At 65.3% G+C, this 23,887-nt stretch carries 21 protein-coding genes; 8 read left to right on the top strand and 13 right to left on the bottom strand.

Annotated elements, in window-relative coordinates; genetic code table 11:
- Nucleotides 1–297: 297 nt before the first annotated feature.
- Complete coding sequence (locus BT115_RS19045; protein ID WP_072321632.1) at nt 298–3,216, bottom strand: TonB-dependent receptor plug domain-containing protein; 2,919 nt, start codon at nt 3,214–3,216, stop codon at nt 298–300.
- A gap of 134 nt (nt 3,217–3,350) precedes the next feature.
- The gene (locus tag BT115_RS06355) at nt 3,351–5,324 is read right to left on the bottom strand and encodes an alpha/beta hydrolase family protein (protein WP_255369359.1); all 1,974 of its coding nucleotides are present in this window, start codon (nt 5,322–5,324) and stop codon (nt 3,351–3,353) included.
- 151 nt (nt 5,325–5,475) lie between these two features.
- Between BT115_RS06355 and lgt the strand changes: the two genes are divergently transcribed.
- Both lgt and thyA read left to right on the top strand, forming a co-directional pair.
- Nucleotides 5,476–6,303, top strand: a complete 828-nt coding sequence (gene lgt / locus BT115_RS06350; RefSeq protein ID WP_072321631.1) for a prolipoprotein diacylglyceryl transferase — start codon at nt 5,476–5,478, stop codon at nt 6,301–6,303.
- Between the two features lie 104 nt (nt 6,304–6,407).
- The gene (thyA, locus tag BT115_RS06345; protein WP_072321630.1) at nt 6,408–7,304 is read left to right on the top strand and encodes a thymidylate synthase; all 897 of its coding nucleotides are present in this window, start codon (nt 6,408–6,410) and stop codon (nt 7,302–7,304) included.
- A 5-nt stretch (nt 7,305–7,309) separates the two neighbouring features.
- On the opposite strand, the gene BT115_RS06340 is transcribed toward thyA, so the two are convergent.
- The 8 genes from BT115_RS06340 to BT115_RS06305 all read right to left on the bottom strand — a co-directional run bounded on the left by BT115_RS06340 (nt 7,310) and on the right by BT115_RS06305 (nt 14,408).
- Entirely contained in the window at nt 7,310–8,179 is an 870-nt protein-coding gene (locus BT115_RS06340) for a glycosyltransferase family 9 protein (RefSeq protein WP_143144471.1), read from the bottom strand.
- A 140-nt stretch (nt 8,180–8,319) separates the two neighbouring features.
- Entirely contained in the window at nt 8,320–9,129 is an 810-nt protein-coding gene (locus BT115_RS06335) for an SDR family oxidoreductase (RefSeq protein ID WP_072321628.1), read from the bottom strand.
- A gap of 2 nt (nt 9,130–9,131) precedes the next feature.
- Nucleotides 9,132–9,785 carry a tetratricopeptide repeat protein gene (locus tag BT115_RS06330; RefSeq protein ID WP_072321627.1) on the bottom strand — a complete coding sequence of 218 codons (654 nt, stop codon included), beginning with the start codon at nt 9,783–9,785 and terminating at the stop codon, nt 9,132–9,134.
- Nucleotides 9,782–10,453: a TenA family transcriptional regulator gene (locus BT115_RS06325; protein WP_072321626.1), complete on the bottom strand. Its 672-nt coding sequence runs from the start codon at nt 10,451–10,453 to the stop codon at nt 9,782–9,784. The genes BT115_RS06330 and BT115_RS06325 overlap by 4 nt, the downstream gene beginning before the upstream one ends.
- The gene (locus BT115_RS06320) at nt 10,440–11,930 is read right to left on the bottom strand and encodes an AMP-binding protein (protein WP_072321625.1); all 1,491 of its coding nucleotides are present in this window, start codon (nt 11,928–11,930) and stop codon (nt 10,440–10,442) included. Before BT115_RS06320 ends, BT115_RS06325 begins: the two co-directional genes overlap by 14 nt.
- Complete coding sequence (locus BT115_RS06315) at nt 11,930–12,667, bottom strand: thermostable hemolysin (protein WP_177257385.1); 738 nt, start codon at nt 12,665–12,667, stop codon at nt 11,930–11,932. The genes BT115_RS06320 and BT115_RS06315 overlap by 1 nt, the downstream gene beginning before the upstream one ends.
- Nucleotides 12,668–12,842: 175 nt before the next feature.
- Nucleotides 12,843–13,304 carry a hypothetical protein gene (locus BT115_RS06310; protein ID WP_083527331.1) on the bottom strand — a complete coding sequence of 154 codons (462 nt, stop codon included), beginning with the start codon at nt 13,302–13,304 and terminating at the stop codon, nt 12,843–12,845.
- Between the two features lie 3 nt (nt 13,305–13,307).
- The gene (locus BT115_RS06305) at nt 13,308–14,408 is read right to left on the bottom strand and encodes a hypothetical protein (protein ID WP_072321623.1); all 1,101 of its coding nucleotides are present in this window, start codon (nt 14,406–14,408) and stop codon (nt 13,308–13,310) included.
- A gap of 144 nt (nt 14,409–14,552) precedes the next feature.
- On the opposite strand from BT115_RS06305, the gene BT115_RS06300 reads away from it, so the two are divergent.
- From BT115_RS06300 to BT115_RS06290, 3 genes are all read left to right on the top strand, one after another.
- Entirely contained in the window at nt 14,553–16,283 is a 1,731-nt protein-coding gene (locus BT115_RS06300; protein WP_072321622.1) for a sensor histidine kinase, read from the top strand.
- Nucleotides 16,280–17,659 (top strand): sigma-54-dependent transcriptional regulator, encoded by a 1,380-nt coding sequence (locus tag BT115_RS06295; RefSeq protein ID WP_072321621.1) that lies wholly within the window; start codon nt 16,280–16,282, stop codon nt 17,657–17,659. The genes BT115_RS06300 and BT115_RS06295 overlap by 4 nt, the downstream gene beginning before the upstream one ends.
- A gap of 155 nt (nt 17,660–17,814) precedes the next feature.
- Nucleotides 17,815–18,336 (top strand): cytochrome b, encoded by a 522-nt coding sequence (locus tag BT115_RS06290; RefSeq protein WP_083527330.1) that lies wholly within the window; start codon nt 17,815–17,817, stop codon nt 18,334–18,336.
- 94 nt (nt 18,337–18,430) lie between these two features.
- On the opposite strand, the gene BT115_RS06285 is transcribed toward BT115_RS06290, so the two are convergent.
- Complete coding sequence (locus tag BT115_RS06285; RefSeq protein WP_177257384.1) at nt 18,431–18,976, bottom strand: DUF4142 domain-containing protein; 546 nt, start codon at nt 18,974–18,976, stop codon at nt 18,431–18,433.
- 200 nt (nt 18,977–19,176) lie between these two features.
- Here BT115_RS06285 and BT115_RS18875 point away from each other — a divergent pair, with 200 nt between their 5' ends.
- From BT115_RS18875 to BT115_RS06275, 3 genes are all read left to right on the top strand, one after another.
- Entirely contained in the window at nt 19,177–19,305 is a 129-nt protein-coding gene (locus tag BT115_RS18875) for a hypothetical protein (protein ID WP_255369358.1), read from the top strand.
- 180 nt (nt 19,306–19,485) lie between these two features.
- Complete coding sequence (locus BT115_RS06280; RefSeq protein ID WP_072321619.1) at nt 19,486–19,974, top strand: dihydrofolate reductase; 489 nt, start codon at nt 19,486–19,488, stop codon at nt 19,972–19,974.
- Nucleotides 19,974–20,888 (top strand): Nudix family hydrolase, encoded by a 915-nt coding sequence (locus BT115_RS06275; protein ID WP_072321618.1) that lies wholly within the window; start codon nt 19,974–19,976, stop codon nt 20,886–20,888. Before BT115_RS06280 ends, BT115_RS06275 begins: the two co-directional genes overlap by 1 nt.
- 702 nt (nt 20,889–21,590) lie before the next feature.
- On the opposite strand, the gene BT115_RS06270 is transcribed toward BT115_RS06275, so the two are convergent.
- Nucleotides 21,591–22,346: an enoyl-CoA hydratase/isomerase family protein gene (locus tag BT115_RS06270; RefSeq protein WP_072321617.1), complete on the bottom strand. Its 756-nt coding sequence runs from the start codon at nt 22,344–22,346 to the stop codon at nt 21,591–21,593.
- Between the two features lie 71 nt (nt 22,347–22,417).
- The gene (locus BT115_RS06265; RefSeq protein WP_072321616.1) at nt 22,418–23,881 is read right to left on the bottom strand and encodes a DUF4139 domain-containing protein; all 1,464 of its coding nucleotides are present in this window, start codon (nt 23,879–23,881) and stop codon (nt 22,418–22,420) included.
- Between the last annotated feature and the right edge of the window lie 6 nt (nt 23,882–23,887).

Below are 23,887 nucleotides of genomic sequence, written 5' to 3'. Positions count from 1 at the left end.
TCAAAGTCTCCCTGGCCCTGCACTGCGGCAAGGCTGAACAGCTTGTAGTAGCGCCGCGAAGGGCGCCCGTTGTGGGGGTAACTGGGTTTGGATGTGGGGACATCCACGTCGCGCCAACCCGAAAGCGTGAAACGACGTAACGGGAACATAACGCGGCAGTCACGTCACTGCAAGAACTTGAGAGTGTCCCCCATCGGTTCTTACGAGCGGTTTTGCTCGTGATAAACCGGGAATTCCATAACTACGGTACGAGGGCGCAGGCGCTGCGGCTCCGTAGGAGCGTGCCTTGTGGCGGTGTCAGAACCGCTGCTGGTAGCCGACGTAGTAGTAGCGATCGACATCGAACGCAGGATCGTACGGGGGGCTTCCGCCGCCTGCACTGGAGACGTTGTAGTAGAGCGGACCACGGCGTCCGAAAACGTTGTTGACGCCAACGCGGAAGTTGCCGTTCCACGGCGCCTGCCAGCGCAACTGGAGATCGTGGAAGGCCACGCCGCCCTTGCGGCTGACGCCCGTGGCACCCGTGAGCGCATTGATTTCGGTGGGCCGGTTGCACTCGACGTCCGCCGACCAGCAGGCGTCTTTCAGGCCCGAAAAATAGCGCGTGGTCCAGGTGGCGCCAAAACGGCGCCACGACCAGTCGAGCGAGAGGTTGGAACGCACGCGGTAAAGCCCCTGCACCCCGTTCATGTAACCCGCGAGGTGGCGGGGCGCTGCGCCCGGGCTGCTCACCTGCGTGTAGTCACTGAGGTAGGTGCTGTCCGAGAGCAGAGTGAATTCGCCGAAGCGCGTCTCGGGAAAGCGGTAGTGCACGCCGAGATCGTAGCCCTCGGTGCGCAGCGAGCCTAGATTGGCGAGGCTCTCGTCGAGCTGAACGATCTCGCCGCTCGCAGCACGCGTGAAGCGGCCGCACCAGGTGGGATCGTTGCGCACATAGCAGAAATTCAGGATATCGCCCGCGACGATCGGCGTGATGACGTCTCGGATGTCCACCTTGTAGTAGTCGAGCGTCACGTCCAGGCCCTCGACATAGCTGGGGCTGTAGACGAGGCCGGCGGTGCGGGTGATCGAGGTCTCGGGTTTCAGCTGAGGGTTCGCGCCGGTGCGGAAGGCGACCGGATTCTGCCCGCCGGTCGCCGACGCGATCTGCGCGCCGGACTGGTCGACCTGGCGATAATTCGCCGGTACCCCGCTGGTGGCGCAGCGTGCGCGGACCGCGGCATCGGTGGCGGCGGCGCCGTAGGCGCTGTCGCACGGATCGACGAAGCTCTCGAAGGTCTCGCTCGATCCGGCGTAGAGATCCGCCACCGTCGGTGCGCGGAAGCCTTCGGCATAGGTCGCCCGCAGCAGCAGATCGTCGAACGGCTTCCAGCGAAGGCTGTACTTGTTGTTGGTGCGTCCGCCGAACGCGGAGTAGTGGGAGTAACGCGTGGATGCATTCACTGCCAGCTCGCGCGCCAGCGGCAGGTCCGCGAGCAGGGGCACGTCGAATTCGAGATAGGCCTCGTTGGCGATGTAGCCACCATCGGTGGGATCGCTGGCGAGTTGGGTCGTGAGCCCGGCGGAGTCCGCGGTGTCGGGTTCATAACGGCCATGCTCGCCACGATGCTCGATGCCGCCAGCCACGCGCAAGGTGCCGGCCGGCAGGTCCAGCAGGCCACCGGTGAGATTCGCGACGACGTCGTTGGTCCGCGTCGTCTGCCGTGCGGTGCTGGTCGAGGCGACGTAGTTCCACACCGCGTCGGGTGTGCCGCCAGGGCCGGCGAGGATGTTCCAGGGCACGCAGCCCGCGGCGCGATCGGCGGCATCGGCACACGCTACGCGGCCGTCGATGACGGTGGTCGGACCGAGTGCCTTGCGCGCGTTCACGAGATCGATGTTGCCGGAGGTGACCCGGCTGGCTCGCGTCTCGGAATACGCGTAGGTGACGTCCCAGTTCCACGCATGATCCAGCCACTGGAAGCTTCCCTCGGCGCCGCCGTCCGCGTGGAAGGTCTTGCTCTTGGCCCAGCTCACGCGCGGCAGTTCGGTGGTGCGCCGGAAGAACGAGGTGGCGTAACCGGGAAAGGGGTTGTACGCGTTGTCGGGATCGATGCTCAGACCATCGCTGCGTCCCGAACTGCTCTGCAACGGATAACCCGCGCTCTGGCTGCGCGTGTCGCGCACGCCATAGCTGGCCATGCCGCGCAGTGTCACGTCGTCGGTGAGGTTGTAGCGTCCGGTGCCGAACAGGTTGCGCAGCTTGCTGCCCGAGCGGAACGTCATGTCCTGGGTGGTGGCGTACTTGTCTGCGTTGTCGTTGACGTCGTACGGATGATAGTTGGCGAGGTCGGCGGTATCGCCCACCATGCCGCCGGGATGATTCACCACGTAGCGATTGGCGTCCCAGGTGCCGCCCGGCGCGTAGCTACCGGCACCGGGCGTGCCGGAGGGTCGCGGGTCCACCACGCCGCCATACGGCCCCATGCCGAAGCCGGCATCGGGATGACGCGGGCCGTACGGACTGCGGGTCAGGGCGCGCTTGTCGTCTCGCAGGGTATCGGCGTCTTCGTAGGTGGCACCGAGGATGAGCGACGCGCGCTCCGTGCTCTTGCCCCACGTGAAACTGCCGTTTTTCTGTGTACCGTCGCCGTGGCCATTCACGCCGTAGAGAACGTCGGCGGAAGCACCTTCGAAGCGATCGGTGGTCAGGATGTTGATCACGCCGCCGATGGCGTCGGAACCGTAGATGGAGGACGCGCCGTCCTTCAGCACCTCGATGCGTTCGACGATGGCGACGGGAATGGTCGAGAGGTCGGTCAGCCCGCCCAGGCTCGTCGTCCAGCGACGGCCGTTGACCAGCACGAGTGTGCGTACCGCGCCGAGCTGGCGCAGGTTGGCATAGCGGCCGCCCGCGTCGGTGCCGGAAGAGAGCGTGTCCTGGGGTGTGATTTCCGCGGTACCGGCGGAAGGCATGCGGGCGACGATGTCGCCGAGGTTGGTCAAGCCGGTGGCGCGGATCGCCTGGCGATCCATCGTGAATACAGGCTGGGCAGTTTCGACGTCGGTGCCGCGAATGCGCGACCCGGTCACGGTCACGTTGACCGGCGCGAGCATCTGCGCCGGGGAGGCGGTCTCTTGTGCATGAACCACACCGGACATGGCGGCCATGAGCGCGGCGGCCAGCGCGATCCGTCGTCGCGCGACGTCGCGGCTGTGCCCGGTACTGACGTGCATCCTCAAGCCTCCCAATCCCCCGCCATGCCCCATCCGGGCCTGACGATCACGCGACCATAACGCCTGCACCCGAGCCGCGCAACCGCCGGAACGCATGGGCTCCGGCGGTTGTGCGAGACGGCGGCGTGGCCTCGTTACGGGGCTGCCGCCGTCGCTGCCTGGCCGCTCCCGATGTTCTTGTCCAGGAAGGCCTGCAGCCGGTTATAGAACTCTTCGATGTTCTCCGGCTTGACGAAGCCGTGCCGTTCGTCCGGCTTGGTCAGTGTCTCGTACGGCTTGTGTGCGGCATCGAGCGCGGCACGCATCGCCTTGAACTGCGCGAACGGGGCGCGCTGGTCATCCTCGCCATGGACGAGGAACACCGGCACGTCGATCTTGTCCGCCAGATGCGTGGGCGAATTGGCGGCGAGGTCGCCCTGATCCTTTCCGATCACCGTGGTGAGGTAGCTGCGGCCGGTCTTGCTGTCCTTGATGTCGCCCTTGTTGTACATCATGTCCAGGTCGTAGATGCCGTCGTAACCCACGGCGCACTTGAACATGCCGGGCGCACGCACCGTGGTCATCATCGCCGCGTAGCCGCCGAAGCTCGCGCCGTAGACGCAGACCCGCTTGGCATCGGCGTAGTTCTGGGCAATGGCCCACTTGACGCCATCGATCAGGTCTTCCTGCACGCGCGTGCCCCACTTGAGGTAGCCCGCCTGCTCGAACGCGCTGCCGCGGCCGCCCGAGCCGCGGTAGTTCACCTGCAGCACGAGGTAGCCGCGGTTGGCGAGGAACTGCGCATCTTCTTCGTAGAACCAGTCGTCCGAGATGCCATGCGGGCCACCATGCGGAATGAGCACCATCGGCAGGTTCGTTTCGCTGCGGCCCTTCGGGAAGGTCAGGATGGCTTCCAGTTCGAGGCCGTCGCTGGCCTTGAAGCGCATCGGCCGACGTTCGGACATCTTGGCCGGATCGATCCAGGGCACCGCGTCGAAGAGCTTGGTGACCTTGTAGGTCTTGGTATCGATAAGCATGTAGCGACCGGGCTCGCGATCGCCCGAGACCTTGAACATGAGCTCCCCGCCGTCTTCGCTGAAGTCCACGAAGCTGACGAAGTTGCCGGGGAATTTCTGCGACAGCGCCATGTGCAGCTTGGAGATCGGCGCCTGCGGATCGATATAGGTGACCTGCGGAATGCCGGTGGTGGAGATCGTGCCGAAGGGGCGCAGGGGCGCGGGCGTCCACAGGCCGGAGGTCGTGACTTCGCTGAAGTCGTCCTTGCGGATCACCCTCAGGTTGCCGCCGTTCTCGTCCTGCTCGACGAACTCGCCGCCCTTGCCGTTCGGGCTGAACTTGGCGTAGATGCGGTCACTGCCGGCCACCGAGGCCACGGGCTCGAAGTTCTGGCGCTCCTCGCTCCCGGCGAGCTTGTTCCAGCCGGAACCTTCGCGATGGAAGACTACCCACTTGAAGTTGTCGTCGGTGCCGAAGGCAAACCGCGTGGTGCCGTCGGGCGCGATCATGAAGCTCATGCCGCCGAGGCCGATGTCGGCCATCTGCTTGCGCGCGCTGGTCTTGGCATCCACGTCGTAGAGCGTGCTGCGGTTCTGGTCGGTCCACGAGGTGGCGCGCATGTAGAAGTGCCCGTTGCTCTGGGGCGGCACACCCTCGATGGTGCCCCAACCTCGGTCGGTCGCGCGCGTGGCCGCCCGCTTGCCGTAGGCCTCGTAGCCGTAGAGATAATCCGGGTTCTTGCCGTCGACGTCGATCGCCATGATCTCGCCGGTGTAGGACGCGGCGCCGATCGAACCGTCCACCTTGCCGCGCGCCACGACGAGGCGCGTCGGGCTCGCCCAGACCATGTTGGCTGGCATCTCGTAGGGCGGCATCCGGATCAGCGACACCGGCTTGGTCATGTCGCCCACACGATAGATCGCGAGGCCATGCGTCTTTCCGTCGGGATCGTGGTACGCCAGCGAGACGTACTGCCCATCGGGCGAGAGGCGCGGGCTGGTCAGCGGCATGCGCCGGGCGAAGTCGGCGACTGGAACAAGGTCGGCGGCCACGGCGGCGGTCGAGGCAAGGCAAAGCACGGCCAACATGGGCCGCACAAGGCGGTACGTCATTGGTAGTCCCCTGGGTCGATGGATCCCTATCGTGCCGTCCCCCCAGGACGGCATCCGAAGGTCGATATAGCCGATCCGCGGCGCGACCACAAGGCGATCTTCGTACGGGGGGAGCGTTACACTTGGCGTCTGCTTTCGATCCGGGCACGCCATGGCCACTCCGTTTGTCGTCCACTTCGACCCCGTCGCCTTCTCGCTCGGGCCCGTCCACGTTCACTGGTACGGTCTGATGTACCTGGGTGGATTCCTTGGCGGCTGGGCGCTGGGCGAATACCGCCGCCGTCAGGGTCGCCTGCCGGTGAGTGCAGACCGCTTCGGCGATCTCATGTTCTACGCGATGATGGGCGTGGTGATCGGCGGTCGCGTGGGTTACATGCTGTTCTACACCGCGATCGACTGGATCTGGACCGACCCGCTGGCGATCTTCCGCGTCTGGGACGGCGGCATGTCCTTCCATGGCGGCTTGCTCGGCGTGCTCGTCGCGGGCCTGTGGTGGTCGCGCCGCAATGGCATCAAGTTCTTCGACACCGTGGATTTCGTGGCGCCGCTGGTTCCCCTGGGGCTTGGCCTCGGGCGGCTGGGCAATTTCATCAACGGCGAGCTCTGGGGCAAGCCCACCGACCTGCCCATCGGCATGATCTTCAAGAACGCACCGGACGCGTTGCCCCGGCATCCCAATCCGCTCTACGAGTTCGCGCTGGAAGGCGTGACGATGTTCGTGGTGCTCTGGCTGTTCTCGATGAAGCCGCGTCCGCGCTACGCGGTGTCGGGCATGTTCGCGCTGCTCTACGGCGTGTTCCGCTTCACCATCGAATTCGTGCGCGTGCCCGATCCGCAGCTCGGCTATCTCGCTTTCGGCTGGGTCACGATGGGGCAGATCCTGTCGCTGCCGTTGATCGCCGTCGGCATCCTGCTGCTGATCCTCTCGCACCGTGCGCCTTATGCACCGGTCGCGTCGCCCGTGGCGGCGGCCGGCTGACGTCGTCGACGCCATGCGGCTCCGTCGCGCGGGCCGCTTGCAACCTTACCCACCCCTGCGGCCATTGGATGCCGCCGCGGGGCATCACCGCCAGGTCTTCTGCCATGCGCCATCCCGAGTTCCAGTACCTTGATCTCATGTCGCGCGTCCTGGAACAGGGCGACAGGCGCATCGACAGGACCGGAGTGGGCACGCTCTCCGTGTTCGGTGCGTTCGCGCGTTTCGACGTGAGCCGCGGCGAGTTTCCCGTGCTCACGACGAAAAAAGTGCACTGGAAGCTGGCGGTCAAGGAGATGCTCTGGTTTCTCAGTGGGCAGACGAATATCCGCCCGCTGCTGAAAGAGGGCGTAAGGATCTGGACGGATTGGCCGCTCGCCAGATTTCGTCGTGAAACCGGGGAAGAGCTCTCGCAGGAGGCGTTCGAGCAGCGCATCCTTGACGACGAACGCTTCGCGGAAACCTGGGGCGATCTCGGTCCGGTCTACGGGAAACAATGGCGTCGCTGGCAAGGCGCCGATGGCGTCGTGCACGACCAGATCCAGGCACTGATCGAGACGCTGCGCAACAATCCGTACAGCCGGCGCATGCTTTTCCACGCCTGGAACGTGGCGGACATTTCCAGCATGGCCCTCCCGCCATGCCACATGGTCTACCAGTTCCACGTCAGCACCGACGGCAAGCTGAGCTTGATGATGTACCAGCGCAGTTGCGATCTGCTGCTGGGCGCGCCGTTCAACTGGGTAGGGGCCGTGGCGTTGATGCTGATGGTGGCACAGCAGGCGCAACTGGAACTCGGCGAATTCGTTTGGGTCGGGGGCGATGTCCACCTCTACCTCAACCACCTCGACCAGGCGCGATTGCAGCTGACCCGCGAGCCACGCGCGTTGCCGACACTGAAACTCGTCGGCAACGCGGCGAGCATCGACGATTACCGCATCGACGATTTCGAACTATCCGGTTACACGCCGCACCCTGCCATCAAGGCGGACGTCGCGGTTTAGGGACGTCAGCCGCATCGGCGGTAGCCGAGCGTGGTGGCAATCATGCCGAGCACGTGTCGCGCGGTCTCGCCGCCGGAGCAATCGCCGGTGTTGACGCCGGCGTTGTGCCCGCCGTAGGGCGCGTAGACGGCCATGGCGGTGACGCGAAAAAGCCCAATGGTCGTCACGCCCGCTGCCGCGCCCAGGTGCATGACGCCGCAGTCGGCGGTGATGAACAGGTCCAGGCCCGCCAGCACAGCCGCCATGCGACGGATGTCCGACGAGTAGTAGCCGGGCCATTTCTCGCGCAGCATGGATTGCCCGTGAGCGGGGATCACCTCGATGATCGACGCGGTGGGATGGGCTTCACACAGCGTCGCCATGAAATCCGCCCACCAGTCCGTCGTGTAGCGCTTGGCACCCGTCGCGTTGCCGAAGATGCCGATGCGCAGGCCGTTCTCTCCTTTGGTGCGCTGGGCGGCGGCAAGCGCGGCGACGACATTGCGTCCCTCGGCGCGCTCCTCCTCGTTCAGATGGACGGCTAAAGGCGGATAGCGGTAGGAGGCGGGCGCGCCGAAGGCCCAGCGCAGCAGATGGATGGGGCGGAGCGCCATGTGCCGACCTGCAAGCTCCCGTGGCGCCGCATGCGTGAGCGCTTTCGTCGGCGTGTCGCTGAACCCGAGCTTGTACCGTCCACGCGATAGCCGTGTCAGCGTCCTGGCGAAACCGGAGCCCACGTTGGGGTCGACGACGAGATCGTACCGGGTGCGCCTGACCCGGGAGAGCATCCGCAGGAAAGCCAGCGGATGCTTGAACCCGCGGCGGGGCAGGCAGAACACCTGCTTCACGTTGAACCACTCCTTGAACACGTCGTGAGCAATGTCGCCTTCGCTCACGATGTCGATCTCCGCTCCCGGATACAGCGTCTGCAGTTCCGTGATGAGAGGTGTCAGCAATAACGTGTTGCCCAGCCGATGGTTCGGGCGACAGACGAGAATGCGGTAGATCCCATGACGAATGGGGACGTGCGGGGTGCTCAAGGTATGCCCCTCGCGTAGCGGGTGAGCCCAGGAAGTGCCTTCTTCAGCGCGCCATCGACCAGCGACGGAAGGACGCCGTTGAGGCGGGCGAACAGGCTTTCGGGAAAGCCGAGGTAGGCTTCGTTCCGCTCGTTCTCGATGGCGCGCACGATGCGCGCCGCGACCCATGACGGTTCGTCCATGTGCATGAGCCTGCGCTCGGCCATGAGGTGTACAGCCGGAGGATTGAACGCCGTGCGGACGGCGCGTGGGGCGACGTAGGTGACGCCGACGCCCGTGCCGTGCAGTTCCCGGCGAAGTGCCTGCGAAAACCCGCGCAATGCAAACTTGCTGGCGGAGTACGCGGCGAAACCCGGATAACCGATGCTTCCAAACGTGGAGCCCACGTTGACGATGCGACCCGAGCCGCGTCCCAGCATCGCCGGAAGCACCTCGCGAGCCATCTGCATCGGTGCTTCGACGTTGACCTGCAGTGCCCGCGTAATGGCGCTCGCGTCGGCTTCGTCGAAGAAACGGAAGTCGAGCACGCCCGCCAGATTGATGAGGATGTCCAGGCCGCCGTAGGCCTGGACCATGCGCCACACGGCGGCTCTGCGCGCGGCTGCATCGGTCAGGTCCGCCTGGATGACAATGGCATCCAGGCGCTGTGTCGCCACGAGATGGTCGAGGCTCGCCACTGACGCATCGGTGCGACCGAGCAACCCCAGTCTTGCGCCTTTTGCGGCGAGTGCTTCGGCGAGTTCGCGGCCGATGCCGCCGGCGGCACCCGTGAGAAGAATGCGTTTGGAGCGGAGATCGAGGCTCATCGTCATTTCTCCGCGCCGATGGTGTCGATCAGCTTCTGCACCTGCGCCCGGCGGCCCTTGTCGGCCAGCTCCCGGTCGGGCCGAGGTGCCGCCGCGAGAGCTTTCTTCAAGTGCTCCATGGCGCCTGCCTTGTCGCCCGTCTTGTAGAGGAAGTCGGCGTAGAAGTAGTTGGGATCGATGCCGTCGGGATCGATCTGCAATGCCTTTTGCAGCAGGGTCCGGGCCTTGTCCTTGTCGCCGAAACCCACCGGCCAGCCGGGTACCTGGTAATAGAGGCTGCCCAGCGTGGTGTAGATGGAGCCGTGCAGGACGTCCGGCTGGATCTTCTCGGCCTCCTGCAACAGGTCGCGTGCATGTTTCGCCATGCCGAGCGCGCCCAGCCCGCCGTGTTCGCCGGCATGCGTCGACAGAATGATGGCTTGCCAGACGCGCGGTTCGGCACGCTGAGGGTACTGCGCGATCAAGGCCGCACCACGCGATTCGAGCGCGTCATACGCGTCGTCCTGCTGTGCCTTGGGCAGGGTGTAAGTGACGCGCGACCAATCCTGGCTGAGGGTCTTGATGGCGGCATCCACATCGTCGGCATGAGAAAGCGAAGGAACGAGCGCCAGACACGCCCAGGCGAATGTGGCCGTCAGCGAACGGAAAAGGGTCATGGGGTGTCTCCTTCGGAAGGGCGGTGGTCCAGCTCGCGGAAGATGTCGCCATACAGCGCGTAGAAGCGGTTCGCGGCGTGAATGAGGACCTGGCGGTCCTCTTCGGTATCCAACCGGTCGACGAGGCTTTCATAGAAACCCACGTGATCGACATCGAGAGCGCCGTGCGACGCCAGATAGCGGAACGCGGACTTCGGCAGTCCGAGCGCCACTTGCAGCGTGGCAGCGGCACGCGTGGCAAGCGCCACGCTGACGCCTTCGAGAACGAAGACCATGCCGAGGAAGGACACCGGATTGCCTCGCGCTATGCCGTCGTGGGCGTAGGCGATCATCAACTCGGTGGAGCGCAGAGGAGGCGCACGGCGGACCGCTTCCGGGTCTTCGCCACATGCCTGCAGGTCGTCGAGGATCCACTCGTCATGGCCGATCTCTTCCTCGATGTATTCGGCCACGGCGGGCAGCATCCAACGAAGGCGTTCGGGCAGGTGGTAGCCCATGCCCATCATGAGCGGGACGGTCTGTCGTACGTGCTGATAGGCCTGACTCAGGAAGGCCGTGTATTCGTTCCGGTTGACGTCGCCGCCGAGCGCGCGCTGGATGATGGGAATGGACAGGAATGCCTGTCGGCTCGCTTCGGTTTCGCGCACAAGACGATCATGAGTGGACATGCGGAGCTTCTCTTTCGTAAAGGGCTTCGAGCGGAGTGGCGTAACGGGTGGCGATGGCTTGCCTGTCCAGCGCGCCGCTGGGTCTGGCGAGTCCGTCGCGGGGACTGAAGGGGGCCGCCGCCGCGCACCAGGAGCGGACGCGGGCGTAGTCGGGAAGCCGCGCATTGGCGGTCTCGATGGCGTCGTCGATCTGGTCGGGAGAGACGCCGGGTGCCGGCACGATCACGGCAACGTTGTAGTCGCGTCCTTCTCCGAACACGGCCGCCTGGAGAACGGCACGGGTCGCGACCAGTTCGCTCTCGACCCACTCCGGAGACACGTTGCGTCCGAACGCCGTGGCGAACGCCGTCTTCTTACGGCCGCTGACGTAAAGAAAGCCGTCGGCATCGAGCCAGCCGGTATCCCCGGTATGCCAAGCGTCGATGGGCGGTCCGTACTGTCCGAGATAGCCGCCGAAGAGCGCGCCGGAGACGATGATCTCGCCGTCGTCCGCAATGCGTACCTTTGCGTGAGGCAGAGGTACGCCGACGCTGCCCGGTCGTTCGCGACCGGGTCGGTTCATGCTTATGACCGACGTGGCTTCCGACAAGCCGTATCCCTCGAATACCGGTATGCCCAGCGCTTTCGTGCGAAGGATCAGCGGTGCGGAACACGGCGCGCCGCCGACGGCGACGAAACGTAGCGTGGGTGGAAGGGGATTGCCGCCCTGGACACATTCGACGAGAAGCTTCAGCAACTGCGGAACGAGAATGGTTGCCGTCGGCGCGAAGCGGTGAAACGCGCCGAGGAACGCTTGCGGTTGCACCGCGCTCGATCCACTGAACCCGCAGCGCCCCATGCCGGGGAGCAGGGCGGTCGCGCCGCGGCTGAGCGGCACGTAGATACCGCCGATGTTTGCAAGCAACGTCGACAACGGTAGTACGGTGAGGCTGCGATCGCCCGCTTGCGCGGACGCCGCGTCCGCCAGGGACTCGGTGACACGATCCATCGCCGCATAGGAGATGCACACACCCTTCGGCTGGCCGGTGGTGCCTGAGGTGTAGGTGATCTTGCCTGTGTCGGACGGTAGCGTCCTGGGGTGTCCTGGCTCCAGGGCGAGAAGATGCAGTTCCGTTCCGGCGACGCTGATCGTCTTGCGGTAGCGTGTGCGCGACAGCACTGCCGGCGGCGTCGGACGATCGCTGATGAGCAGATCCGGTGCCGCGTCCGAGAGCAGATGCTCGATCTGCGCGTCGCTGAAGAACGCGGGCACGGGTATCGAGACCGCGCCGCACGCGGCAATGGTGAGATCCACTACGGCCCACGCCACGCCGTTGTCCATCATGACGGCGACGCGCTCGGCCGCGATTTGGGCACCCAGGTCGCTGATGGCACGGCTGAGATCGCGGTAGGTCAGCGTGGTGTCGTCATCCGCCAGCGCGATCGTTTCGGGCTGGGTGAGCGCATGTCGCGCCATCTGCTTCAAGACGTTTCGCATCACTCCACCCCGCACGTCGAGGCGCGCATGAAGACGCCGGACGCGGCGGTTTCGCGGCTTTCACGTAGCAGCGCGCGAAGCCACGGCTGCGTCGGGCCGACGTGCCGATGCAGCTTTCGGTGGCCGGATTCGATGTTGCCCGCGCAGACGACGGGCTTGGTGCGGTAGTAATCGCCCCAGTGCTGACCGCCGTCGGCGAGGCGGGAGGCACGCGCGGTCGCCAGCTCGATCGGATGAAGCCCTAGCCGCTGGAAGGCGTTGACCAGTGCCCTCGTTGCCGTGAAAAGCACCCAGCGGTAACCGCGCGCGTGCAGGTGCTGCGTCGCCGCGGCGATGACCCAGCGCGCATCGCCCGGATGCTCGAGCGCGAGATGGCCAACTTCGACGAGTTCGTCGCGTTCGATCTGCACGCCCAGGCGATCCGCGATCATCCGCGGTGCCGTGTCGGGCAGGTATTGCTCCGAAAACAGTTCGCCGTCGTGACCGCCGCGAAAGCCGACGACCGCACGATGATTCGCTTGTTCGTGGAAGCTCAGCAGGGTCGGATGAAAGCTCCGCACGTCGGCACCGTAGCGGCGTGCGAACACGTGCTTGACGAAGGTCTCGGCCGAGGGGCGGTCAGGATGCTGCGCATGCAGGACGTTCACCCGTACCGGACTGCGAAGCTCGGCGAGCAGTGGCTCGACCGTGTCCAGTACGCAGGGGTCGGACGGGGAGGGCGACAGGGAGTCGGACATGGGCATCGCTCGCGATGGGGGGATTGACCCTCATGGAGCGAGAACCGTGCCAGCGGCGTATCCCATTGATAACGCGGGATATAACGAAACAATTACGGCAATATCGGGGGCTGCATCCGTTGCAGTGCGCAGGAAATGTCTGCAAGAAATGTCGGATCGATCAGGCCGCAGCCTGTTACGGGCAGGTCGGCGTCGCGCCCGTCCACGGCAGCAGCATCACGATGTGGACGCTTGCATCGACATGACACGACGCGACGTAGCCGACGGCGCCGGGCGTGGTCGCGACGAACCTGACCACGGCCTCGTCCGAACCCAGGACGTAAGGCGGACTGACGCCCTGGAAGTATTGCTTGTCCCAGTAATCCTGCATCCGTTCGTCCGACATGCGTACGACCGCGCGCGAGAAGGCGTCGCGCACAGGGGTGCCCGGCGGAAGGTTCACCGGCGTGAGCTTGGTGCCTTCGGCGTCCACGAAGATGCGCTTGAGATAGACGTTGCGCAGGGTGTCGCGATCGAACGAAAGATGCGGTTCAGCGGGTGCCGTTATGACGGCGATCTGCACCTGCGCCGCCCATGCCTGTTGTCCCGCGGCCAGGAGGCCCAGGAAGCATAGCGCGACGCGTCTGCCGGTTCGCATGGCTCAGAACAGCACCGACACGGACGCCAGCCAGCCCGCGGGCACGATATCGCCGCCGCGCCCGTTGCGGTGTTCGACCTTCAGCACGAGTCCGGGAATGGGCCGGTAATTGATGCCCGCGGTACGGACGGTCGTGGTCGTTTCAGGGATCGAGGTGTGATATCGCTCCACGCGGCCGATGAGGTAAAGCCGTGGGGCGATCGGAATGCCGGCCTCGATGAAGCCTCCGCGCTCGTCGGAAAGCTGGGACGGGCCCGAGCGGTAGATCGCCTCGCCCGTCAGTTCCACATACCGCGTGGTCCAGGTGAAATCGACGCCGGCCAGTTGGTAATCGTGACGCGGCTGCTCCAGCTGGTAGCTGACGAACGACGCGCCCACGTTGATGCTGTCGCCCGCCAAGTGATACAGCACGCGGCCGCCAACCGCGTGGCGAAAGTTGTTTCGAGGGCTGCGGTCGCCGGTGTAGTCGGTAAACGCATCGTCGGCGTCCTGGCCCAGCCCCAGGTTCTGGCTGTCGTCGGCGAACACCCAGTAGTCGAGATCGCGGCCCTGGACGTTGACCGTACCGAACGCCATGGCGCCCGTGGCGTGGCGGGCGAACGCTGCCGAGGTGGATAGCGGACGGGAGACCGTCCAGGTCAAGGGATCGGCGTGTACCAGGTTCCATTCGCCGATCGGCGTCAGGAACTTGCCGAAACGGAACGTGACGGCGGGGCTGGCGTGAAAATCGGCATACAGCCGTTCCACGTCCACTTCGGCGTCGCCGCCATCGTTGCTCGCGCCGGCCACGTTGACCGTGCGCGACATCGCCAGTTCGGTGAAGAGCTGCCAGCGGCTACCGATGTCCTTGGTGACGAAGAGGCTCACGTCGCGAAGGCTCGACTCGCTGCGTGAGCCGTCCAGGTCGAAGTAGTGGACGTCGGCGTATCCGCCGATCCGGAGTCCGAGCGCCGGGAAGTAGAGCCCTTGGCCCAGGGTGTAGGGGGCGGGCTGCCAGGCGTGTTCGTCCACGGGATCCGCCGCGAACGACGGTGACGCGCCGCAAAGGGACGCCAGGAGAGCGATCACGCCCAGACCCAGGGCACGACGTGGGTACCGGCTCATGGGAGATACCTTTCCGGGGACGAAACGCGTGGAGGTGAAGGATGGCATAGGCCGCGCCCGATTCTGCGACACTGATGGCGGCATCCGCAAAGCTGACCTGCCTTGACGACTCGATCGGCTCTATTCCGGCTCCTTTTATGGACCATGCTCGGCACGATGATCGTGGTCGGCGCGCTGTCGTTCTTTCAGTTCCGCAGCGCTCTGCAGTCTGAAATCGCCGGCAACCTCCGCTTCGGCGCCACGGCCATGATGCAGCGCATCGATACCTTTCTCTTTGCCCATGTCGAGAACATGCGCGTGTGGCGGGGACTCGAGGTGATGCAGGACATCCGGGTGAAAGACGTCGACAAGCGGCTGTCGAACTTTCTGGCGAACCTGCGCGCTGGACAGGACACCGTCTACGACGTGCTGCTGTGCACCGATGCCCAGGGGCACGTCGTCGCCGCGAGCGATCCCTCGTACATCGGTAGCGAAGCGCCGCGCCTTTCGGAGTGGCGTACCGTGCCCGGCCAGGGTCTCGATACGATCTCGCTGGCGTTGGCCTCCCGATCCGGTGCCACGAGCGCCATCGTTCTGCGCAGTCCCATCGCCAACGCCTTCGGCGAAGGCACGATTGGCTACCTCTACGCGTTCCTCGACTGGCGCGCCGTGCAGGACCTGCTCGACAATGCGGTCAACCATGGCACGCGCAGCCTCGTGTTGGCAGGGAGCGACGGTCGGGTGCTAGGCGCCTCCGACGATCTGCGCCACCGAACGGAACTGTCCCGGCTGCACCTGGAAGGTTGGCGGCTGCCGCGGGCAGGGTCGGCTTCGTACATCCAGGACGGCGCCGCGCTGGGGCATGGCGACCTGCTCGTCGGTGCCGCGACGTCCAGCGGCTCGCCGCCTTTCGAGGGCCTGGGCTGGCATGTCCTCATGATCGAGCCGACCTCGGTCTCCTTCGGGCCTATCTGGACCCTGCTCTGGGCCATGCTCGGCGTGCTGCTGGTGGTCCTTCTGACGGGGCTGTGGATTTCGTCGCGCGTCGCCGATCGCATCGCGTCCCCCATCGTCGCGTTGACCGCGTTCACGCGGGGCTTTCGCCAGGGGGAGTCTTCGCTTCCGGCCATGCCGTCGCGCGCGACTGCCGAAGTCGACGAACTGCATCGCGCCTATATGGAAATGATCCAGGCACTCGAGCAGTCGCGAGAGCAAATCGTCCGCGCGGGCAAGCTGGCTGTCGTGGGCGAGATGGCAGCGATCATGGCGCACGAGGTGCGCACACCCATGGGCATCCTGCGCAGCGCCGCTCAGTTGCTGCAGAGGCAGGCGGACCTCGACGACAGGCAGCGCGAGCTGATCGGATTCATCTTCAGCGAGACCGAGCGACTGAACCGTCTGGTGACTCTGCTGCTGGAATGCGCCCGGCCTAATCCGCCGGACTTCATGTCGCACGATCTGCTGGAGATCGTCGACAGCGTTATCGGTCTGCTCGAATCGCGTGCCGAGCGCGCGGGTGTCTCCTTGTCGCGGCAGTCCGACGGCGGCGACATCGTGCTCCGCTGCGACAGGGAGCAGATGATGCAGGTTTTCCTGAACCTCATCCTCAACGCCTTGTCCTTCGTGGGCGAGGGTGGGCATATCCGCGTAAGTACGCACAGCGACGAAGATGCATTGTGGGTCAGCGTCGCCGACGACGGCCCCGGCGTGCCGCCTGAACTGCGCCAACGGATCTTCGATCCCTTCTTCAGTCGTCGGGAAGGGGGCGTGGGCCTGGGTCTCACCATCGTGCAGCAGATCGTCCATGCGCATGGCGGCACGCTTTCCGTGGGCGAAAGCGCCTGGGGCGGCGCATCCTTCAACCTGCGTTTCCCCCATCAAGAACCCGAGACATGACAGCGAAACGTATCCTGGTGGTGGACAACGAAGCGAAGATGCGTCGCATCCTGGAACTCTCCCTGAGATCCATGGGGCACGACGTGGAGCAGGCGGGTGACGGCCAGGAGGCACTGGCCATGCTCGACACCGGGTCGTTCGATCTGGTGCTGACGGATCTGCGTATGCCCCGGCTCGATGGCATAGGGCTGCTGCGCGCCCTGCGGGAGGCGGACAACGACATCCCGGTGATCGTGATGACGGCCTACGGCACGATAGAAACCGCCGTGGCCGCGATGAAAATCGGTGCGGCCGATTACATCATCCGTCCGTTCGAGATGGAAACCATCGAAATGGCGGTGAGCCGTGCGCTGACGATGCAGGTCGTGCAGCGGGAGAATCGCTTCCTGAAGGAAGAGATGTCCCGTGGGTGGGGCGACTTCGTGGGCACGAGCAAGCCCATGCAGGACCTCTACGACCTGCTCAAGCAAGTGGCGCCGACGCGCAGTAGTGTCTTCATCGTTGGCGAAACCGGCACCGGCAAGGAACTGGTGGCGCGTGCGCTTCACGTGGCGTCAGGACGCAACGGCCTCTTCGTGCCGATCAATTGCGCAGCAATTCCCGCCGAACTGCTCGAAAGCGAATTGTTCGGTCACGTGAAGGGTGCATTTACGGGCGCCTTGCGCGACCGTGTCGGCAAGTGCGAGTTGGCGAGCGGCGGCACGCTGTTCCTCGACGAGATCACGGAAATGCCGATCGGTCTCCAGGCAAAGTTGCTTCGCGTGTTGCAGGAAGGCGTCATCGAAAAAGTGGGCGGCAACGCCGTCACGCCGGTGGACCTGCGCGTCGTCGCGGCCACCAATCGCGACCCGCAGCAGTCGGTGGATGCGGGCCTGCTGCGGCGCGACCTCTATTTCCGGCTCAACGTGGTTCGCGTCGACGTGCCCTTGCTGCGGGACAGGCAAGGCGATATTCCGCTGCTCGTCGAGTATTTCGTGCACAAGTATTCGGTCGAACTCAGTCGGACGCCGCCGCGGATTTCGCCCGATGCCATGGCGATCCTGGAAGGTTATGCATGGCCGGGGAACGTCCGCGAGCTGGAAAACCTCATCGAGCGCGCCATGGTGCTGTGCCGCGGCGATCTGATTACCGTCGCGCACCTGCCCACGGGGCTTGGCCCGCTGCCCGCCGTTGCCAAGGAATCTGGCGCCGCCCCGAAGCCGGCGTCGCGCGCTCCCGACTCCCTGGCCTTGCGCCCGCATGTGGACGAGCTCGAGCGCCATCTCATCCATGAGGCGCTGCTTCAGGCCGGCGGCAATAAGGCCGCCGCCGCCCGCTTGCTCAAGATCAGCGAGCGTGCGCTCTGGTACAAGATCAAGCGGTACGGATTGACCTGAGCGTCTGCCGAACCGACAGTCCGGCTGCGAGGGCGGCTTGATCCAGATCAAGCATCCGGTGGGGATGAGGGGTAAAGCTGCGTGTGGACGTTTAAGCGGCAGGGCATACACGTCCTATGCCGCGATTCCACACCCCAACGACCATGGACCACCCCATGCATCGCTCCGATCGATACGGATCGCTTTCCCGTTGGACGCACTGGCTGACCGTGGTCGCCATCGTGGCGGCCTATGTGTTCGTGGATCTGAGCGACGACAGCGAGGGTGCATCGGCGACGATGCGATGGCATTACCTGGCAGGACTCGCGGTGCTGGCCCTGCTGATTCCGCGCATGCTTGCGCGGCTCACGGGTGCGGTTCCGCCTATCGTGCCAGCGGCCGGCAAGGTGACGAAGGTGGTTGCCCAGATAACGCATCTGGCGTTGTATGCGTTCCTGCTCGTGCAGCCGGTGCTCGGCATCCTTCAGGTCAACTATGCGGGCGAGCTCGTGACCCTGCCATGGAGCGGTTGGTCGCTTCCGTCGATCGTGGCCCCTGACCCGGCGGCACGGGAAGCCGTTGGCGAGGTACATGAGACGCTAGGGGAACTCTTCTATTGGGTGATCGGCGCCCACATTCTTGCGTCGCTCTGGCATCACTTCATTCGTCGCGACAATACGCTGCGCCGAATGGTCTGATCCGCGTTTCGGCCTACGGCCATCCACGGCCACGACGTCGTCCCCGTGACGGCTGTCGTGACCGTGGATTTTTTTCGCTGACGTCTAGGCGAGCTTACTTGCTGCTAGCCGCGGCTCCGGGCAGCTTCTTCGCCATCTCGAGGTGGTCCTTGAGCGTCGGCAGTGTCTTCGTCGCAAAGGCCTTGAGTTCCGGGTCCTTGCCGCTGGTGGATTCCTTCGTGAACAGCGCGACCGCCTTCTGGTGGTCGGCGACCATCTTTTTGGCGAAGGCCTGGTCGAACGCGTCGCCCGACTTTTTGCCGAGCGCAGCGGCCGCCTTTTCGTCGGCGGGCATCGGCGCGGACGCGACGGTCAGGTTCTTGCCGCTGGCGATGGACTTGAGTTCGTCGTTGGCCTTGGTGTGGTCGGTAACCATCTGCTGGCCGAACTGCTTCACATCCGCCGAGTTGCCCTGCGATGCGCCGAGCTGTCCCAGAGCGACTTCGGCAAGGCCTGCGGCGCTGGCTTGCTTCACGAAGGCGGCGTCGGCCGCTGCATGCCCGCTGGAGGCGGAGGCGGCATCCTGAGCGAAGGCGGCGCCGGGAAGGATGACGGCGGTGGCGAGAGCCGCGGCGAGAAGACGGCGGGGCATGCGGTTCATGGGGTGTGGCTCCGTGGCTTGGGCGCGACGCGCCTGGGAAACCAAGGTGTCGCATCGCCGGCATGAACGGCGCGTGCAACCTGGATCAACAGGAAAAACCATTCCTGTTTTCACATTTGTGTGGCTGGCTTCACTTTGGCGGGCGATGGCGTCCACCGGCACGATGGCAACGTGGAGATCCATCGCATGAGGAGACGCCCATGAGCAAAGACGACGTACCGACCCACAACCCTCGCGAATACGACCAGTCCGCCAAGGATCGAGTGGAGAAGAAGCCTAAATCGCCGGAGTCGCCGCAGCAGGAACACGATAACGAGGATCACGGCTAGACCATTCGCTACCGCATGTTGATCCATCGGCACGGGCGCCTTCCGGAAGGAGGGCGCCCGTCTTCGTCTGGCGGGGTTTCGTGGGAACCTGCGATTTTCCACCGCGCGCGCATGAGGCTACTATCCGCAGCGCAGGGCCACGCTGCCCGATCGTTTCAACTCACCCGCTAAGGAAGTTCCATGGCCGTTCACCTGGTTGCCGCGCTCGACGAAAACTTTGCCATCGGCAAGCAGGGCGGGCTGCCCTGGCATCTCCCCGACGACCTGAAGTACTTCAAGAAACTCACCCTCGATCGCGCCGTTCTGATGGGGCGCAAAACCGCTGAATCGATCGGCAAGCCGTTGCCGGATCGCAAGAACTACGTGCTGACTCGGAAGGGCGAGGCGCCGTTTCCCGGCCAGGTGACCGTTCGCTCGATCCAGGAAGCCCAGGCGAGCTGCGGGCACACTGGACTGATGGTGATCGGCGGCGGCGAGGTCTTCCGCGAAGCGCTTCCGTACGCGCGCACGCTGTACCTCACGTGGGTCTATGCGGCCGTGGATGGCGCCGACGTGTTCTTCCCCGGCATCGACTTCAAGGAATGGACCGAGGTGTCCCGCGTGCACCATGGCGTGGACGCGGAGCATAAGCACGCATTCGACATGGTCGAATACGTCAGGAACGTTTGATGCACGTGGTTGCCGGCGTCCTCGTCGACGGCAACGGCAGGGTACTCATTGCACAGCGTCCGCCGGGCAAGCACCTGGCGGGCCTGTGGGAGTTTCCGGGTGGCAAGCTGGAGTCGGGCGAATCCGCCATGTCGGCGCTGGAGCGGGAGCTCGACGAGGAGCTCGGTATCGCGGTCGATCCGCATACGTTCGAAGCGTTGATCCGCATCCCATGGCGCTACGGCGAACGCGCGATGTTGCTGGAGGCGATGGTCGTACGTGCGTGGACCGGCGAGCCGAAAGCACTGGATGCCGCGGCCATCGCATGGCGCGATCCCGCATCCATCGATCCGACCATGCTGGCGCCCGCCGACCGGCCGATTCTCGCTGCGCTGCGTCTACCGCTGCATTACCTGGTCTCTCCCGCGGGAGCCCCCCCGGATCGGGTAAGCGAGTGGATCGCGGAAGCGCTGGCACGCGGCGAGCGCCTCATGCAGGTACATCTGCCTGGCCATCCCGACGACGTCGTCCGCAGCGTCGTCGCCGGTGCGCTGGCGGAGGTACGCCGACACGGCGCACACGTGCTGCTTTATGGCGATGTCGAAGGCGCGGAAGCGTTGAGCGTGGGCGTGCATCTGGATTCGTCGCAGCTTCGTGGATGGACGGAACGGCCGTTGCCGCTGGGCACGCTGGTAGCGGCGTCCTGCCACGATGCCGACGATCTGGCCCATGCGGTTCGTCTTGGGTGCGATTTCGCCACGTTGTCGCCGGTGTTGGCCGGGAGTGCATCGGGCCACGAGCCACTGGGCTGGCCGCGTTTTGCCCGTCTGGCGGAGGCCGCGTCGTTGCCGGTGTACGCGCTTGGTGGCGTGGGCGCTGACGATCTCGGCGAAGCGCGCATGCACGCGGCGCAAGGCATCGCGGGCATGTCGTGATCTCGCGGTCCCGACGCACGCGTCGGGACCGTCATGCCACGCTTTATTTAGGTTCTTCGCAGAAGTGCGGGGCGCTGTCTGCATACGTCGATTCCTCCGCCGCGTGACGGCATGTGTGCAGCGGCTGGAGCTCCCGTTAGCTCATGCGACGAGGCCAGAGCCTTCGGTGTCCCCCTCGCTGCTCAGACAGGTCCTCCGCGTTCGGAAAGGATGGCCGCTGGCGCGGCCCATGTACCTAGTGGCCTTCGGCCGCTCTCTTGTGCGGAAACTCGCATCGAGGGGGACACCGAAGACTCCCACGATGACTGAGGTCACGTGTTGGGAGAGCCGCAGCGCTGCGCCATCTCACCGTCGTGCTGCGAAGGCAGAAGCATCCGGCGACTCCACGCGAACGATCGCCGAAGCAATCCACAGCGCCAGCCCTAAGAACATCACGCAACCCCACCGTCCGATGCCAGCGCCCGTTCCCCCCGCCCGGACGCCCGGGTCCGCTGCGGCGCAAGCCATATGACATGGAGCCGCGAAGCGGCTCTCCTTCCGCAAGGAACGACATAAGCCTTCGCGGCGAGGGGGACGGGTGCTGGCTTCCCGCAGCGGCACAGGCGCCGATGCGAGGCCAAAAGGCGAGCCAAACCCACGAAGCGGGTCGTCAACAGCAACAGCGAGAAAAACCTTCCCCGGTAATGCGCGATGAACCTTTATTTAGCGTGACTTCAACCGCGCGACGAGCGCGTGGAGTACGGACTGGGTTTCGTCGGCGAAGAAATCGTCGATGAAGCGGGGATCGAGAAGATTCGTGGTGTCACCCCATACCGACACGAGATCGGCACGCGCCATGGCGCGCGTGCGCAGCATGGCGTTCGGCGGAAGTTTCAGCAGATCGTTGAGCCAGAGCACGGCACGCGTCACGACCTGCTCGACGGTGGCCAGTTCGTCCACCAGCCCGATGGCGTGCGCCTGCTCCGCATCGACCATGGCGCCGGCGACGATCAGCCGCTCCGCGCGGTAAGCACCGACGATGCGGCGCATGGCGAACTGGATCGGATCGGGCACCGACATGCCGACCTGCACCTCGTTGAGGCCGATCTTGTAGACGCCGTGCGCCATCACGCGATAGTCGAAGAACAACGAGATCACTGCGCCGCCCGCGGGGCTGTGCCCGGTGATGGCGGCGACTGTCGGCACGCTCGACACGGCGATGGCGCCGCACAGCGCGAAGAACTCGTTCCAGAACGCTTCCACGCCTGCGCGATCGCATTGGAGCAGGGCGGGTACGTCCACGCCCGCGGAGAACATGCCCTGCGCACCCGAGACCACGATGCCGCGCGCGCCGTTGGCGGGCGCTTCGGTGATGGCTTCACGCAGGGCGCGAACGAGGTCGATGGTGAGCGCGTTGACCGGAGGCCGCGCCATGCGGATTTCGTGGATGCCGCCGTCGTGCGGAAGGATGTCGAGCATGGGCGTGGTTCCGATGGAAGAGAGGATCGGTAAGGGCGCCACGCATGGTGCGGCGCCCTCACCGGTTCACGTTACTTGGGAAGATCGGCGTCGACCCAGGTATAGCGCACGGCGTAGTCCAGGATGGCACTGCCATGCGCGGGCACGTCGACCTTGAATTCCAGGCGTTCCGGCGAGACCTTCGTCGGCTTCACGGACGACGAGGTGACCGTCCATGCGCGCCAGCGATTCGGGTGCTCGCGGACGGTGATCGTGCGGGCCGCATCGCCGGCATTCGACAGCACGATGCGGAAGGCTTCGTCGATACGATGTGCGTTGGCATCCGCCGTAAACGCCGTCTGCTCCCGGGTCGCCGTCAGGTCGAAGGCGTTGCCCAGGGACACGTTGGTGTCCTTGTTCTTCGGCGTATCGTCGATGTGGCCTTCGCCCAGCAGCTCGGCATTGCCGTCGCGATCCGTGGTGAGCACGCGCACATAGCCCGCGGGAAGGGCATCGAAGGCCTTGAAGCGCAGGTTTGAGACGATCGGCGTACCGTCGGGCGGCCCACTCATCTGGCGATCAAGGTTGGGCTGCGGTGGGAACCAGCTGCCGCCCGTTTCGTAGACCGCCTCGCGCTCGCAGTCGAGCGTCTGGCGATCGTAGAGCGGGGTTTGCGTCACGCTGCCATCGGGCAGATCGACGGCGGTGGGAAGGGTGTAGGTGCGCAGGTCGCCCAGCGTGGAAGGCAGGGGATTGGACGACGCAGCTTCGACATCCATGGCAGCGACGCCCTTGAACATGCGAGCCCGAGGCGCCTGCGGCGGCGCCTTCGCGCGTCGCGCATCACCGGCGACGAGCTTGAGTGACACGTCCTTCCAGTCGCGCCCGCTGCGGTTGGCGATGCTCGCCGCAGCGTCGAAGGTCATGCGACAGGCGTTGCCCGGCGCAAGCGTGGCGACATAGGCACCGCGCCAGCCAAGGCCGGAGGTGGGGTAGTCGAGTTGCGCGTTCGCGCGGCCCGCGTTGCTGCCGACCACGCGCACCTGCAGCGTCGAACCGCGGGCGAAGTCGGAGGTGTCCGCGGCCTTGAGCGCTGCGTACTGGCGCACCAGTGTGGCCTGACCGCTGGCATCGCGGACGACGAGCGCGTCGCCGCCGCGAACGAGCGTGCCGCTGGCGATGGGTTGCCCGCTCTCGCCGATGACGCTGACGTTGCGACCGATCAGTCCGGCGACGGCGCCGTCAAATCCCTGTCCAAGCAGCAGCCGCTGCGAGGCGACGCGAGCATCCTTGCCGGGAAAGCGCAACGACAAGGCTTCGCTGTCGAGCGCGGCCGGCAGGCCGTCGATGCTGAGATCTTGCGTGCCTCCCTTGAGGTCGAAGGTCCGGCGCTCGTGGACGATGGCGTAGCCGTCGCTGGAAACGGCGTCGCCGCCCGTGGAGAACAGTTGATCGCTGTTGGCGCGGTACAGCGTGAGCGCGGTGCGCTCATCGGCCGCGAAGGCGGGCAGGGCGACGGCGCAGGCGATCGCCAGAGCGAGGGAACGTTGCAGCATGATGCT

It is taken from the genome of Luteibacter sp. UNCMF366Tsu5.1 (assembly GCF_900119235.1).
Lineage (GTDB): Bacteria > Pseudomonadota > Gammaproteobacteria > Xanthomonadales > Rhodanobacteraceae > Luteibacter > Luteibacter flocculans.
This window is presented reverse-complemented; position numbering and strand designations above follow the sequence as displayed.

Coding starts and splice junctions, on each gene's coding strand:
- BT115_RS06295 (WP_072321621.1), top strand. CDS start 16,280: ATGACAGCGAAACGTATCCTGGTGGTGGACAACGAAGCGAAGATGCGT.
- lgt (WP_072321631.1), top strand. CDS start 5,476: ATGGCCACTCCGTTTGTCGTCCACTTCGACCCCGTCGCCTTCTCGCTC.
- BT115_RS06325 (WP_072321626.1), bottom strand. CDS start 10,453: ATGTCCACTCATGATCGTCTTGTGCGCGAAACCGAAGCGAGCCGACAG.
- BT115_RS06280 (WP_072321619.1), top strand. CDS start 19,486: ATGGCCGTTCACCTGGTTGCCGCGCTCGACGAAAACTTTGCCATCGGC.
- BT115_RS18875 (WP_255369358.1), top strand. CDS start 19,177: ATGAGCAAAGACGACGTACCGACCCACAACCCTCGCGAATACGACCAG.
- BT115_RS06290 (WP_083527330.1), top strand. CDS start 17,815: ATGCATCGCTCCGATCGATACGGATCGCTTTCCCGTTGGACGCACTGG.
- BT115_RS06310 (WP_083527331.1), bottom strand. CDS start 13,304: ATGCGAACCGGCAGACGCGTCGCGCTATGCTTCCTGGGCCTCCTGGCC.
- BT115_RS06335 (WP_072321628.1), bottom strand. CDS start 9,129: ATGAGCCTCGATCTCCGCTCCAAACGCATTCTTCTCACGGGTGCCGCC.
- BT115_RS06330 (WP_072321627.1), bottom strand. CDS start 9,785: ATGACCCTTTTCCGTTCGCTGACGGCCACATTCGCCTGGGCGTGTCTG.
- BT115_RS06320 (WP_072321625.1), bottom strand. CDS start 11,930: ATGCGAAACGTCTTGAAGCAGATGGCGCGACATGCGCTCACCCAGCCC.
- BT115_RS06315 (WP_177257385.1), bottom strand. CDS start 12,667: ATGTCCGACTCCCTGTCGCCCTCCCCGTCCGACCCCTGCGTACTGGAC.
- BT115_RS06300 (WP_072321622.1), top strand. CDS start 14,553: ATGCTCGGCACGATGATCGTGGTCGGCGCGCTGTCGTTCTTTCAGTTC.
- BT115_RS06275 (WP_072321618.1), top strand. CDS start 19,974: ATGCACGTGGTTGCCGGCGTCCTCGTCGACGGCAACGGCAGGGTACTC.
- thyA (WP_072321630.1), top strand. CDS start 6,408: ATGCGCCATCCCGAGTTCCAGTACCTTGATCTCATGTCGCGCGTCCTG.
- BT115_RS19045 (WP_072321632.1), bottom strand. CDS start 3,216: ATGCACGTCAGTACCGGGCACAGCCGCGACGTCGCGCGACGACGGATC.
- BT115_RS06270 (WP_072321617.1), bottom strand. CDS start 22,346: ATGCTCGACATCCTTCCGCACGACGGCGGCATCCACGAAATCCGCATG.
- BT115_RS06265 (WP_072321616.1), bottom strand. CDS start 23,881: ATGCTGCAACGTTCCCTCGCTCTGGCGATCGCCTGCGCCGTCGCCCTG.
- BT115_RS06305 (WP_072321623.1), bottom strand. CDS start 14,408: ATGAGCCGGTACCCACGTCGTGCCCTGGGTCTGGGCGTGATCGCTCTC.
- BT115_RS06285 (WP_177257384.1), bottom strand. CDS start 18,976: ATGAACCGCATGCCCCGCCGTCTTCTCGCCGCGGCTCTCGCCACCGCC.
- BT115_RS06355 (WP_255369359.1), bottom strand. CDS start 5,324: ATGACGTACCGCCTTGTGCGGCCCATGTTGGCCGTGCTTTGCCTTGCC.